This is a genomic window from Shewanella holmiensis, from assembly GCF_025370255.1.
GTDB lineage: Bacteria > Pseudomonadota > Gammaproteobacteria > Enterobacterales > Shewanellaceae > Shewanella > Shewanella holmiensis.
The window spans coordinates 135,735-150,646 of sequence record NZ_JAMTCD010000006.1; the positions used below are offsets into that span (position 1 = coordinate 135,735).

The 14,912-nt window shown below is 41.1% G+C and carries 10 protein-coding genes; 2 read left to right on the plus strand and 8 right to left on the minus strand.

Annotation, left to right across the window (positions count from 1 at the left end; genetic code table 11):
* Positions 1-51 precede the first annotated feature (51 nt).
* From NE535_RS06785 to NE535_RS06820, 8 genes are all read right to left on the minus strand, one after another.
* Complete coding sequence (locus tag NE535_RS06785; RefSeq protein WP_261297897.1) at positions 52-1,494, minus strand: methyl-accepting chemotaxis protein; 1,443 nt, start codon at positions 1,492-1,494, stop codon at positions 52-54.
* A 248-nt stretch (positions 1,495-1,742) separates the two neighbouring features.
* The gene (locus NE535_RS06790) at positions 1,743-2,273 is read right to left on the minus strand and encodes a (2Fe-2S)-binding protein (protein ID WP_261297898.1); all 531 of its coding nucleotides are present in this window, start codon (positions 2,271-2,273) and stop codon (positions 1,743-1,745) included.
* Entirely contained in the window at positions 2,273-5,104 is a 2,832-nt protein-coding gene (locus NE535_RS06795) for a xanthine dehydrogenase family protein molybdopterin-binding subunit (RefSeq protein ID WP_261297899.1), read from the minus strand. Before NE535_RS06795 ends, NE535_RS06790 begins: the two co-directional genes overlap by 1 nt.
* Positions 5,105-5,334: 230 nt before the next feature.
* The gene (locus NE535_RS06800) at positions 5,335-7,578 is read right to left on the minus strand and encodes a xanthine dehydrogenase family protein molybdopterin-binding subunit (RefSeq protein WP_261297900.1); all 2,244 of its coding nucleotides are present in this window, start codon (positions 7,576-7,578) and stop codon (positions 5,335-5,337) included.
* A gap of 1 nt (position 7,579) precedes the next feature.
* Complete coding sequence (locus NE535_RS06805; RefSeq protein ID WP_261297901.1) at positions 7,580-8,044, minus strand: (2Fe-2S)-binding protein; 465 nt, start codon at positions 8,042-8,044, stop codon at positions 7,580-7,582.
* 3 nt (positions 8,045-8,047) lie between these two features.
* A complete protein-coding gene (locus NE535_RS06810) occupies positions 8,048-8,743 on the minus strand; it encodes a nucleotidyltransferase family protein (protein ID WP_261297902.1) in 696 nt (231 codons plus the stop codon).
* Positions 8,743-9,936, minus strand: coding sequence for an XdhC family protein (locus NE535_RS06815; protein ID WP_261297903.1), 1,194 nt, complete (start codon positions 9,934-9,936; stop codon positions 8,743-8,745). The genes NE535_RS06810 and NE535_RS06815 overlap by 1 nt, the downstream gene beginning before the upstream one ends.
* A 119-nt stretch (positions 9,937-10,055) precedes the next feature.
* Positions 10,056-10,700, minus strand: coding sequence for an MBL fold metallo-hydrolase (locus NE535_RS06820; protein WP_261297904.1), 645 nt, complete (start codon positions 10,698-10,700; stop codon positions 10,056-10,058).
* A gap of 164 nt (positions 10,701-10,864) precedes the next feature.
* On the opposite strand from NE535_RS06820, the gene NE535_RS06825 reads away from it, so the two are divergent.
* Positions 10,865-12,154 (plus strand): alpha/beta hydrolase, encoded by a 1,290-nt coding sequence (locus tag NE535_RS06825; RefSeq protein WP_261297905.1) that lies wholly within the window; start codon positions 10,865-10,867, stop codon positions 12,152-12,154.
* A gap of 821 nt (positions 12,155-12,975) precedes the next feature.
* Positions 12,976-14,904 (plus strand): S9 family peptidase, encoded by a 1,929-nt coding sequence (locus NE535_RS06830; RefSeq protein WP_261297906.1) that lies wholly within the window; start codon positions 12,976-12,978, stop codon positions 14,902-14,904.
* Positions 14,905-14,912 lie beyond the last annotated feature (8 nt).

Sequence of the window (14,912 nt, forward strand, 5' to 3'; positions counted from 1 at the left end):
TAATAAAGGCTCTGAATTTCAGAGCCTTTAATCTATCTAATTTTGTTAAAACTATGCCGTGCGATACTGAGTTAAAATCTGGCTTAGTCCTTTAGAAGACACATTTAAATCTTTGGCAATTACTAAGGCCTGGTTCGCATTAGCTAAAATGGTATTCGATTGACTCCTCACTTCATTAACTTGCGAAACTATATCGGCCGATGCCACGCTTTGTTCTTCAGCTGAAGCGGCAATTTGGCTGCTCATATCAAATACTGCATTGATTGAGTCTGCCATGTGGGTAATTTCTTCACCTACCGCCATGATACTGGCACTGCCCTCATCGGCTTGTTCGACAATTTCATTGGTGATTTGGGTTAACTTAGTTGAGCCTCTTTGCAACCCTTCAATCATGGTTTGAATTTCAACCGTTGCATTTTGTGTCCGTCCTGCAAGTGTACGCACTTCGTCTGCGACAACAGCAAAACCCCGACCTTGTTCACCGGCACGCGCCGCTTCAATTGCCGCATTGAGTGCTAACAAGTTAGTTTGCTCTGAAATGCCATTAATGGTGGTCACAACAGCATTAATTTGAGTCGCATCTTTGGATAACTGCTCAACTGATGCGAATGCTTCTGAAATTCTAGCCGTTAAATAACTGATACGTTGTTCAGCATCTTTAATTTTCTTACGGCTTTCATTCACCTGATTGGCATTCTCTTTTGTATGACCAGACGTAGTGGAAGCATGATGCGACACATCCGAAATAGCAGCCGTCATTTGCTCCATCGAATGTGAAACTGAATCTAAAAAATGATGTTGTTGTTTTATTAAGTCATCATTTGTACTGGCTTGTTGGCTAAATGTGGTAGCTGCCATGGCTAAGGTTTTTGCATTTTCACCAATCGCGGTCACCATTTCACTCATGTTATCAGCGCAACGGTCAATCTCTTTGGCAATCAAGCTAAAATCATCAGTACCAAAAAAATTAAGACGCTGAGTTAAGTTTCCGTCGGCTAAACGCTTAATCGCCACGTACATGTCCCATAATCCGCCACCTAATGAGGTCGAGATCCAATAGCACAATTGAAATAATGGCAATAAGCCTATTAAGGCATACCAAAATAGACTGCTATCAGATTGCGAGGCTTCCCATTGTGCGACATTCTTGGTCAATGATAAATGTTCATTACCTACTGCGGCGGTTACGGTAATCGAATCACCCTGTCGAGCAGAGGTTGACCGTGACACCAAAGACAACTGGTTATCTCGAGCAAACTGATCTAATTGATCGGATGATAATTGTTGATTGGTTGCAGCATCGGCAAATGCCTGCACACTGGCTGTCACTTGTGCCATAGAGGCGGCTTGAATGATTTTTTGATTATGCTGCTGATTCAACACCGCAATGGCGAGCGTGATTATCGAGACTAATGAACAAATTACCCAAAACTTACCGTTCAAACTAAGTTTGATCAACATTGCATCGACTTTACGAAACTGAATTTGTTTCATAAGATTTCCCTAGTAATTATTTTGTAAACAGAAAAGCTGAACCAAAGTATAGTTTAATATTATTTTTTACTTTAAATAGCACAGCGACTTATTCTAAACACCCTGAAACACATTTTTAAACAAATAAAGCCTAAGTGCTGACCCTTAACACTTAGGCTTTTATTATCGGCCAGATTGATATAAACGTGAGTCGATTGGCTCACAGTTTTAGGCTAGCCTTTAATTAGGCTATTTTAAGAAAGACATCACTAAACTGTAAGGCCTTCTGTCGTCAATATTAGCTCCTTAGTGGCATTAAAGTACTTTACATACCCTGTGCAACGGCAAACATGATCACCTAGGGTATCCTCTATCACTTTTTCCACTTGTTCTTTAGCAATAGGTTGCTTCTTCAGCTTTTCAACCAAAGCCACTGTTTCATTAGTAAACCCTGGCGCGCACCAACCACATTGAAAAGAGAAGTTCTTAATGAACGCATTTTGCACCGGATGAAGCGCAATGATTTCACCCACTTTATTTTTTTCAGCATGACCTTCAATTGTTCTTACACGCTGATTATTAAATAACATCACATTTGAGATACAGGTTCTATGTGTAGAAGATGTGCCATCATCATTATCAATAATAACCACACAAGCATGACAAATACCTTCGCCACAACCAAACTTAGTGCCAGTCAGATTGACGTACTCATGTAAAAAGTTAATCATCGGCATGCCTGGTTCTACATCAAATGGACCATAAGGTTTACCGTTTATTGAAAGATTTAAAATGCTCATTATTTTATGGCCTCCAGAATGTCATTGGGAGTGATAGGTAAATGGTAAAAACGCTTGTTAGTCGCTTGATAAATTGCTTCAACAACTGCGGGGACAATAGGGATCATCACAACCTCAGCAAGACCTTTTGACTCATCAATACCTTCAATAGGAGGCAACATAGTGTAGTCAATATTCCAAACGCCATTATCTTTAGCAAACGGGACTTTATAACGGTCAATGTTCCATTCGCCATTACCCGCTCCTGTTTCATCTGCAGGTAAATACTCATGAAGTACATGACCCACGCCCATTGTAAGGCCACCTTCAATCTGTCCCTCGACTAACTGTTTTACGTGTACCTTTCCTGGTTCTATCCAGGTATGACTCCGTAAAATCTCAACCACTCCAGACACCTTATGCACCGCAACCTCCACCATAGTTAAACAAGGTGTGTAGTATCGAACCATTGCACTATTGAGTTGAACTTTAGGGTAACGCATAGATTGGCGAGGTATCACTTTAAAACCTTGCTTATTAAGTGTGGCTTTAATTGCTTTACTGGCACCTATGCCATATTCCACAGCTATTGCATCTAGCGGATAGTTTTTAAGTTGATTGCTGACTTTAAAATCACCATCTGCCCACTCCCAGCGGTTAAATGCATGGGTCATCACCCCAGTAACTATGCCTAATGCATGGGCTTTTTTACACAGCAAACTAAATTCAATCGGCGCGAAACCTTCAAGGGTCAATTGTCCATTTTGCCATTGTGCATTATCAATCAATATTTTTTCTGCTTTGCCACCCGCCTCTAACCAAATCGCTTTAGCGGCAGGAAATAATGTCTCTTCAAATAATATCTTTGCCGCATGTTTAGTCGCATGGCTTTGAAAAAATGCCGACTGACTAGCTGAAGATGCTGAAACCACAGCAGGCGTCCATCGAGGATCATTGGCCATTTTGTCTTGGTGCTCTTGGCTCATGATGTAGGGATTATCATCCTCAAACAGCTCCATTGCATCAAAAAGTTTAATCTGAGCAATCTCAACCGTATCAGCTGCTTTACCTACATAGTCAGACACTAATGTCGCTTGCGATGTGTCTGTTCCAGTACCCATTTCAACTGAAAATATTTTTACAACTAATTTACCTTCAGGTGTCACACCTGCATAAGCGGACGGTGCATTGGCTCCGGTGCCATAATCTTTGCTAACAAATCCAAATCCCACGCCAAATGATTTATCAGGATTAGCTTTATCAAATTTGGCTTTATTCGCATCTCTTTGTTGCCAAATAGGATGTTTTTCAGCTAAATCTAACATTTCTACATAACGAATTTTACCTAGAGGTGTGGCTCCCTGGGTATTTTTATCCCCATCAACCATGGCATTAGCACGGCGAAGTGTAAATGGGTCAACTGCTAACGTATCAGCCGCCTCATTCATCATCATTTCCATTGCGGCCATGGTTTGTAATGAACCATATCCTCGCATTGAGCCTGCGGTAGGCAAATGTGACGGTAAACACCAAGCTTGAATGTCATTTCGAGGCATATAATAAATGCCCTGACTTGCGCTTGCGCCCACTGAAGTCACAGATGGAGAGAAGTTTTCTCGACCGCCGCCGTCAACTTTAATATCAGAGACGAAACCTTGAATTTTAAGTGTCTTTTTATCAAATGCGAGCTTATTTGAAATGCTAAATGGATGTCGTTTTAAACCAGATTGAAATTGTTCAAATCGATTGTTAGCCAAGCGAACTGGCGCTGTGGCAAACAATGATGCAATGACACCGTAATAAGGGAAAATGGTATGATCTTTTGCACCAAACCCACCACCGATATATGGCGAATGCACCACCAAATTGGTAATGCCTTTTGTTAAAGGGCTTTGAGCAAGTACTTTACCTGCCTGTTGAAAAAAGTCCTGCGGGGATTGGGTAGTGATCACAACGTGTAACGTTTGACTCTTCTTATCATAAAATCCATTAAATGCTTCAGGTTCTAGCATCATAGGTTCTATTGATTGAGTTTGGTAATGCTTATCTAATACAAACCAACTTTTATTTGAGTCAATCTCCTGGCGAAGTGCATTGGCAATAAACATGCCTTTTTCGCCCGCATCTTTACTGTCATTATTGGCTTTTGGCCATTCAAGTTTTTGGCCTACGTATTTCGGGAAAAACTGTCCATTGCTGAATGTGCTGTATTGATCTTCTGCTGCCACGCCTTGAGCGGATTCTTGACGAATGATACGCCAAGCTGCGTAAGGTGGACGAGATAATGCCGTATAAGGCACCACTTCATCACCATACTTAACAAACTGCTCATGGAATTGCAGCAGTAATTTGGCTTTAATAAAATCGTCGAATTTATCAAATAAAAGGATAGCCAGTTCATGTCCTAAATAGTCTGGTACTTTACCGACCTCCAGCAACATATTGTCACCATAAAATGGTGGCAAGGTGAGTTCATTATTTTTAAGATCTTCCGCAGTAATGATTTTATATGGTTGAATATCTGCAGGAATAATGTCTAAATCAAGCCCAAGATACACTTTGTTGGCAATATGGGATCTCACAATAAAAGCATGATGCTGGGTGTCCGGCCATGATGGAATATCAACAGCACGATAATCACGGCCATATATCTTTTGACCTGTAATTTTTTCAATGGCATCAAATCGAAAAGCGGGCTTGCCATCCTGAAACCAACTTTGGGCCAGCGATTCCTTAACGCCAGCGGCAATAGCCTCTTCAGGTTTAAATAACATAGGTGCACTGTAAACAGTCACCCCACCTATTACGCATTTTTTAATAAAATCCCTGCGGGATAAAGCCCAATCCTTCATATATCGTCTCCATGTTGCATGACACCAACATCACTGTATTTTTACAAAAATATATTCACATCATCATTAAACACTACATAAAGAGCATCACTCTTTCGCGTCATAGGTGTTTTTTGTTAATCCATCAACCGCAATTAAAACGTTTGTAAATCCAAACCAATTCAACCTAAAAAAATATCAGTAAGTCCTAGTCATACTTCCCCAAAATGGCTTTTAGGTTATTTACAACACTAAACAGATAGCACCTTATTTAAAGGAAGATCGCGATACCGAACCCCGGTTGCAGCAAAAATCGCATTGGTTAAACTAGGAGCAACTGGCGGTACACCAGGCTCACCGACTCCGGCTGGCTTGGCATTTGACTCAACCAATATCACTTCAATATCTGGGCACTGTGGTAATCTAAGTAATGGGTAATCATGGAAGTTTGATTGGGTAACCTTGCCGTCTTTAAAACTGATCTCGCCCATCATGGCCAAAGTTAATCCAAAAATGATTGCGCCTTCAGTTTGTGATTTAACTCTATCAGGGTTAACCACTAAACCGGCATCGATAGCGGCTATCGATTTCAACACCTGTAATTTGTTATCAACCACTTCAACTAAGGTTGCCACAGCAACGTAGCTAACAAAACTGCGATGAATGGCAAATCCCCAGCCTTGATTTTTAGCCACTTTAGGCTGTTTAGCTAATGAGGCCTCCATAACATCTAAAAGGTGATGATAACGCGCGACATCAACGGGATGGTCAGCTAACTCTTCGCCATAATTGCCATAACTAAAACCCTGATCGGCAAATGTTTCCTTACGCGGTGCACCAAGCATTTCACGCCACATTTGAATACAAGGTTTTTGGGCTTTTACGGCTAACTCATCAACAAAACTGCCAATGCCAAAAGCATGCTGAATATTGCACACGGATCGCATCCAACCAATGCGTGTGCGAGCTACGGCTTTAACCGCTTCTAATCGAATTTGAGGTAATGCTAATGGCACATCTGTAAAGCCAAGATCTAACTCACCAGCGGAAGGCATCTCGACCCCTTCGGCAAAGGTCGAGCTAATAGACGGGAAGCCTGTTCTTGCCAATAAAGCATCAACTTTGTTGTTGCCATCAAACTTGGCTTGGTAGAACTGCGCACTGATCGCATGGTAATAACCATGCTGAATTTCATCTTCACGGGTCCAAGACACCTTGACCGGTTTATTAAGACGTTGTGACAACATAGCCGCTTCAACGCTAAAATCGGGTTTTGATTTACGCCCAAAACCGCCGCCTAATAAGGTTACGTTCACTTTAACATTGTCTTCTTGCAGCCCTAAAGCGGCTGCAACAGTTTGTTGTGTGCTTTGCGGTGTTTGAGTTGATGACCATAACTCACAGCCTTGTGCCGTCACATTCGCGGTTGCTACAGGAGGCTCCATCATTGCATGGGTAAGATAAGGCACGGTATACACCGCATTTAACGTCGACTCCTTTGGCCATTTTTGAACACTATCGCCTAGTTGACGCATCACTTTTCCTGGGGTTTTAACCTTCGCCACCAACTCAGCCATATATTTATCAGTGTCATGACGGTCATTAACCGAAGCAGTCCAGGTCAGTTTGAGCGCTTTACGCCCTTGCATTGCACTCCAAGTATTGGTTGCAATAACGGCGACACCACCGAGGGCTTGGAAAAGAGGTGCCCCTTTAGGCACGGGTAGTTGAATAACATCAATAACGCCAACCACTTTACGAGCCTCAGTATCATCAAGACTCGCCACATCACTGCCTAACACTGGCGGACGGCTAATACTGGCGTACACCATGCCATCTAACTTGATGTCATAGCCATAAATAGCTTTGCCGTTTAGCATGTCTTGCATATCAACAATGGTTTTGGACTGACCAATATGGGTAAAATCACTATCAGACTTTAACCTGACCGACTCTATTGCCGGTACCGTTTGTTTACCCGCATCTAGGGCCAACTCGCCAAATGTTAGGCTTTTATTTGAGCTTTTATGAAATACCTTACTTGATTTGGCATAGACCTCTGATACAGGCACTTGCCATTTAGCCGCCGCGGTTTGTTCAAGCATGGTACGAGCCACCGCGCCCATTTGACGCATACGAGTATAATGCTTACGAATACTGCGACTGCCATCGGTATTTTGGCTACCATAGCGCTTGTCCGCTAAACCTTGAATAACCACCACATTATCCCAATCGGCTTCTAATTCATCTGCCAAAATCTGCGGGATGCCGGTGCGGATCCCCTGACCCATTTCAGATCTATGACAGGTTAAATAGACCTTATTATCTTCACCAATAGCGATAAATAAATTCATCATGGCTTGGTTATCTTGAGCAAGTGCCATAGGGCTCCAGGCTAGTCCCGTTGCCCCTAAAGCTAATCCACCACCCGCTGCGCCAAATAATTTTAAAACATCGCGTCGACTGATATTTTCAACTGCAGTAAATGTTGTCATATTAAGCCTCCGCATTTTCGGTAGCGGCAGCTTTAATTGCAGCCTTGATGCGTGGATACGTGCCGCAGCGACAAATGTTACCTGCCATCGCTTCGTCAATTTGGCCATCTGTCGGTGTCGGCGTGGTGGCTAACAAGGCCGCGGCAGACATAATTTGCCCAGCTTGACAGTATCCACATTGCGGCACGTTATACTCGGCCCACTTTGCCCTTAGCTGCGCAGCCTCTACACCTTCGATAGTCGTCACCTGTTTACCTACCACTTGTTTCAAGCTGGTTAAGCAGCCACGCATTGGCGCACCATCGACATGAATGGTACAAGCACCGCAAAGACCTGAGCCACAACCGAATTTGGTGCCACTTAATCCTATAATGTCACGCAATGCCCATAACACAGGCATATTCGGATCGGCGTTAATGGTAAAATTTTTGCCATTAACCAGTAATGTTTGGGTTGAAATTGTCATCGGTTAGTCCTTATTTGCCAACCACATAGTCAGATCGGCTTGAGTATCAATATCAATGCTTGCTTGCGGTAAGTCGACACACACTAAGCGAGTTGACTGCTGCCTTATTCTTAATATTTTTTTTGCGCCTGCGTCACCGATTAAAGCGAGTAAAGGTTGAAAATCTTCCTTAAGAAATATAGCTGGCACGCCGACATCTTGCTGATAAAATGCACAGGTTGTTTGACAGTTGTCGATAAATGCTTGCCATATTGCAAGATAATCCTCTACATTCAGCGCCACTTGATCCGCCAGTAACAACATTAATCCATCTGCTTGCTGGCTTTGGGCAAAATTCACCGCACGATGAATCGAAGTTGATAACCCCTGTTGCCATTGATGATTATGAATCACGTCAACGTGTTCAAGTGACGGTAGCAAAAGTGGGTTAGATAGTATTTGCTGTTGATGCCCACCTAAGACGACGGCGATTTTGGTTAGATTGCTTTGTTTTGTCTCATCAGTTTCACATTGCTGATGAATGATATTTTGCACTTGCTTAACCACATTCAATGTTTGAGCAAGCATGGGTTGCTTAGTACCTAGCGCAGCTAACTGTTTTATTCCGTCAAAACGACGGCTTCCTCCAGCGGCTAAAATAACCGCTACCAGCTTTTGAGGTCTGTCTTTAATAGATGAGATAGCTTGAATAGGCTGCATTATTTCAGCATCACTTTATCTAAACTATTAGCGTTGCTACCGTGCAAAATGCCATGGCATTGAGCCAAAATACTTAATCCGACAGAACTGGGTAATTCGCCTCCTAATGCTAAACCTGCAGGGGCCGAAAAATAGCCGCTGAAATCAGTCAAACACAATTGCGCTGCATGTAATACTTTATCTCGACGATGAACAGGACCAAGTAATGCAATATAACCAAGATCGAATCTCACCAATTGATTCAGTGCTTTCGCATCTAAGTTGACATTATGATTCATGACAAATGCCGCATCTAAACTCTGGTAAACCTCATCATTCACTGCATCACAGGGCATTTTCATGATGTTGGCACTCGGGAAGTCATATTGACGTGCATAAGCTGTGCGCTCATCAAATATCGTTACTTTCCAGCCTAAGGTTTTCGCCATTTGCGCGATGGGTTGCGCATCTAGTCCACCGCCAAAAATACCTAAATGGATAGGTGGCGTAATAGGAATAATTAACTGCCCCTCACATTCATCGGATTCATTTTGTAGAAGCTCTGCAGGAGTTGTTTGTGCAAGAGGTAATGCTTCGGCATGAATGGGGTTAATTATTGCTGCTTCAGCTTCTAGTTGGTCTTGTTGAGAAAGAACATTAAGATGTGAGTCTTTTGGGGACGCAGCTTTTAGGGTTACAGTTGATAGTGCTTCAACATTTTGGCTGGCTGCGACAAAGGTGGTTTTGCTAATTTGCGCCGCTTTAGATTTTATTAGCCATCGACCTTTAACCTGTGCCGCCGATGCGCCATCATTAAAAATATCAATGTGAAACTCACCAGATTTACCGCTGTTTAAATCATGATAAAGTTTTTGGAACCCGAGGTAATGATTGGCAGAAGTAAGCGGCAACATCATTATGTTAACTATGCCGCCACAGCCTAATTGATAGCTGGTATCAGACTCATCAGTGGCATCATAGGTGAGCTGAATAACTTGTTGAGATTGAATAGCACGTTGGGCATGGCGACGTAAATCGGCCTCTAAACAGCCACCGCTTAACATACCCAGCGTTTTCCCCATAGGGTGGAAAAACATCAGCGCACCGGGTTTTCGATAAGAAGACCCTTGCACATGAGTGAGAATTGCAACAACCCAATCATCTTGATAATCAGCTTGCCAGACATCTAATAAATCGAGCAAATGTTGACGCATGTATCATCCAAGTCACTCTGTTATATTTAAGTTAATCTAACAGAGTGCTACAAGAATGAGAAGTCTATAACAAGGTTAATATACCATTAGTCTAACCATAAGATTTTGATAAGTAGTAACTAACCCAAAAGTTGATCGGCCACAAACGGGTTATGTTCACGTTCTTCTGCAAATGTTGACATAGGACCATGGCCAGGAATAAAACTCACATGGTTACCTAAAGGCCACAGTTTCTGTGTAATGGAATTAACTAGATCTTGATGATTCGATTGCGGAAAATCGGTTCTGCCAATGGAGCTTCTAAAAAGCACATCCCCCACCCAGGCTAAACCTGATAATTTTGAAAAGAACACAATATGGCCAGGAGTATGACCGGGACAATGGATCACAGACAAAAGCTGCTCACCAACATTAACCTCATCACCTTCAGTCAAATACTGAGTTGGAGCAAACACTTCCACTGCTGGAAAACCAAAATTTTGGCTTTGTTTAGGCAAACTGTCTAACCAAAACTTATCCGCAATATGGGGGCCGACAATAGGTACATTTAATGACGACGCGAGTTTTTGGGCACCACCAACATGATCAATGTGCCCGTGGGTCAACAATATTTTTTCAACGGTTAACCCGAGTTTATTCACTTCAGTTAACACACGCTCAATATCGCCACCTGGGTCAATAACTGCCGCTTTCAGGGTGGTGTCACACCAAATCACACTACAATTTTGCTGAAACGGGGTTACAGGTATGATTTGATATTTCATGAAAAACACTCCTAAATGCAATAATAAACATTTCATTATTAGCTAATTTTACCTTTGCTAACTTGATCTTGATACCAATTTACTCAAATTTAATCCACCTGACTGATTGTGCTCAATGGGTCAGCCACATACAATCGCCCTAAAACCAATAACGAAAAGCTCACATGAATATTGCCCAAACCTTAAGTGACATCATTGTTCACAAACACACTTTCTCTGTTCCGTTAGACTATCAACAAAGTCCAAGTGAGCAAATCTCGATATTTGCCCGGGAAATTGTCAGTGTAGAAAACCAACATAAACCTTTACCCTACTTGGTATTTTTTCAAGGCGGGCCGGGATTTGGTGCTGCTAGACCGGTGAATAACAGCGGCTGGATAAAGCGAGCTTTACAAGAATACCGCGTATTATTACTTGATCAGCGCGGCACAGGACTTTCTACTCCCGTCAATGCAGTATCACTAAGTTATTTGAATGCTAGCCAACAAGCTGAATATTTAAGTCACTTTCGTGCAGACAATATCATCCGCGATGCTGAACTGATCCGTACTAAATTATCAGCCAACGAGCCTTGGACCATTTTAGGCCAAAGCTTTGGTGGTTTTTGTGTATTGCATTACTTATCGGCAGCGCCTGAAGGTGTTAAAGAAGCTTATATAACAGGTGGCATTCCCTCTTTAACCCGTAGCGCTGATGAAGTTTATCAGGCAACATACCAACGAGTTCTTGCCAAAAATGCTGACTTTTTCAAACGCTTTACCGATGCAAGAACATTAGTTGATAACATTGCGCACCATTTATATGAGCATAAAGTGTATTTAGCCAGTGGAGAGCAACTCACCGTTGAAATGTTCCAATTGCTCGGCATCAATTTGGGCATGGAACAAGGCCCTGAGGCGGTTTATTATTTATTAGAGCAAGCCCTTATCGACACTCGTCATGGCATTGAAGTCAATCCACTATTCTTGCATCAATTTAGCCAATTTTTGGATTACAACACTAACCCTATTTTTGCCCTACTGCATGAGTCTATTTATTGCCAACAAAGTGCCTCTAAGTGGGCGGCACATAGAGTACGTGATAGCTACCCTGAGTTTCATTATCAACCCAACAAACCGTTATTGTTCACTGGCGAAATGATCTATCCATGGATGTTTAATCAATTTGAAGGTCTGCAACCATTAAGCGCTGCAGCAGATCTTTTGGCCGCTAAAAAAGATTGGCCTGAACTGTATAATTTACAGCAATTGGCCAACAACAAGGTGCCACTTGCTGCGGCAATATACAGCGAAGATATGTTTGTTGAGATGCAATATAGCTTAGAAACGGCAAAACAGGTCGCTAACTTAAAATACTGGTTAACTTCAGAATATGAACACAATGGTATTCGTATGGACGGTGAACATATTTTAGATAAATTAATCAAATTGAATCGTGGTCATAGCTTACGTTAATACTTAACTCCTCCCAAGTGAAGGGATTAACCAAAAAGTGATGCTTAGCCGCAACAAACAAAATTTGATGCACTTAATTTCTAATTAATAGTCAGTTAAGTATCAGCTTGTAGGATGTAAGCGTTCTACACACTCTTTATACATTTATGTGTTTAATCAATGATATTTGACCCATCATTATAAGTTTTAAACCTTTCCCGTATGCAGGTAAACCGAATTGGTTTACCTTTTTTTTCATCCAAATATTCATTAGCGAACCTCATCCAAATAGCCATTAAAACCATATAGGCCACGGCTCTTTTTATGTTCAGACAGTTAGTCGAACCTTTTTATAGATTTGGCTGAATGTGTTATTGCTAACAACAATCCCCCTAGCTTAAAACAACTCTTCAATATCACGAAAAATGAACGAGAAACGATGATAAAACCAAACTGCTGGACCAATAATTTGATTAAATAATGATAACCTAGTTCGTTATTTAAATTTTTATTCAAAAGTTATCGCAAAAATGAAAAAGTAGCTCTCAAGTTAACGGCAGCGATTAATTTGACAGTACCTACCCGATGGGGACTACCGTTACATCACTTATGGTTAATAGCAAAGAAATACATGAATAGTAAATTGAATTCAGCCTTGTTAATATCAGTTTTTACGACTAGTTTGAATACGGTGCAAATCTTAGTTAATGCGAGGATACGCTAGTTTATCTTCTTATATTTTTCACAATCTATATGAACATTAGCTACTGTGATTGGGATTAACTAAATACACCTCTGTTTCGAATTAGCTCGATAATCTTGTCAATAAAAAAGGATCTTTTATGTATAAGCTTTTCATGACAACCGTTTTAGCAATCGCGGCCCTTAGCGCTTGCTCGAACTCAACTGACTCCTATGATGTAAAATCATTACCTGACCCAATTAATTCTGTCGCTTTTGAAACCTATAATGCGGAAGAGTTTTTCAAAACGACAAGTGTTTTTGGTTCGTCTATTAATCATCTAGGTAATGCCGTTTTAGTTAGTAATGATGAAAGTGGCATTTTTAATGCCTACCGAGTGCCTGTTGATGGCAGTCCAGCAAAAAAACTGACTAACTCCACTAAAGAATCCATATTTGTTGAATCATGGTTTCCTCAAGATGAACGATTTTTATATAGCGCTGATAAAGGCGGTGATGAACTGAATCACCTTTATGTTCAACAATTAGATGGTACAAAGTTAGATTTAACCCCAGGTGAAGACTTAAAAGCACAAATGATGTCTTGGCATGAAAATAAAAACTCATTCTTCGTTGCCACAAATGAACGTGACTCAAAGTTTTTCGATGTTTATCAATACAATACTAATGATTACAACCGAGAATTAGTGTTTAAAAACGATTTAGGTTTTAGTGTTGAAAGTGTCAGTCCTAATGGACGATTTATCGTCTTGAGTAAAACACATTCGAATAGTAATTCTGATCTTTACCTAGTAGATCTGCGTTTGAAAATGGTGAAACCTAGATTGCTAACCCAACATAGCGGTGATGTATCATATTCTGTTTATACTTTTTCTAAAGATAGTAAACAGTTGCTTTATGCAACGGATGAATTTGGTGAGTTTAATCAATCTTGGGCTTATGATTTAGAAACGGGTAAGAGTAGCTTAAACTACAAGGCTGATTGGGATGTCATTTTTAGCTACTTCTCAAAAGATGGTCGATTCCAAGTAACCGGTGTTAATGCTGATGCACAAACGCAACTCGTCATTAAAGATTTGTTTAATCAATCAGAACTTAGTTTGCCAACATTACCTAGTGGCGATTTACGTGGCGTAAATTTCAGTGATGATTCCAAGTCTATGGTGTTTTATATTAACTCTGATACTTCACCCTCTAATTTATATGTTCATACATTAGGTACAAACTCTATAAAACGATTGACCAACTCTGGTAATCCAAATATTAAAGAGCAAAACCTAGTTACTGGTGAGGTGGTGAGGTTCAAAAGTTTTGATGGCCTAGAAATTCCCGCAATATTGTATAAACCTAAGCAAGCCAGTGTAAACAAAGTGCCCGCATTGGTATTTATTCATGGCGGCCCTGGTGGACAATCACGTAAGGGTTACAGTGCCATGATTCAGCATCTTGTTAATAACGGCTATGCGATTATGATGATCAATAATCGTGGGTCGAGTGGATATGGCAAAACATTCTTCCATTTAGATGATAAACGCCATGGGGAAGATGATTTACAAGATGTTGTATATAACAAAAAGTATCTTCAAACTTTAGATTGGGTTGATGCTGATAAAATAGGTGTTATGGGGGGAAGCTATGGTGGCTACCTAACCATGGCGGCAATGACATTCACAGACGAATTCAAGGTTGGCATTAATATCTTTGGTGTAACTAATTGGGTGCGCACCCTCGAAAGTATCCCACCATATTGGGAAGCCTTTAGGAAAAGTTTGTATGACGAACTTGGTGATCCAGCTACCGACAAACAGAGATTACACAACATTTCACCGGTATTTTTCGGTGAAAAAGTTAAAAGCCCTGTTTTGGTTGTGCAAGGAGCGAATGATCCACGGGTACTCAAAATTGAAAGTGATGAAATGGTAGAAGCAATTCGTTCTGGTGGCACCTATGTTGATTATCTTGTGTTTGATGATGAAGGTCATGGTTTTACTAAAAAAAATAACCGTATCAGTGCTTCTAATAAATATCTCGAATTTTTAAATACTTATTTGATGAAAACGAGCAAATAAGTACCGAG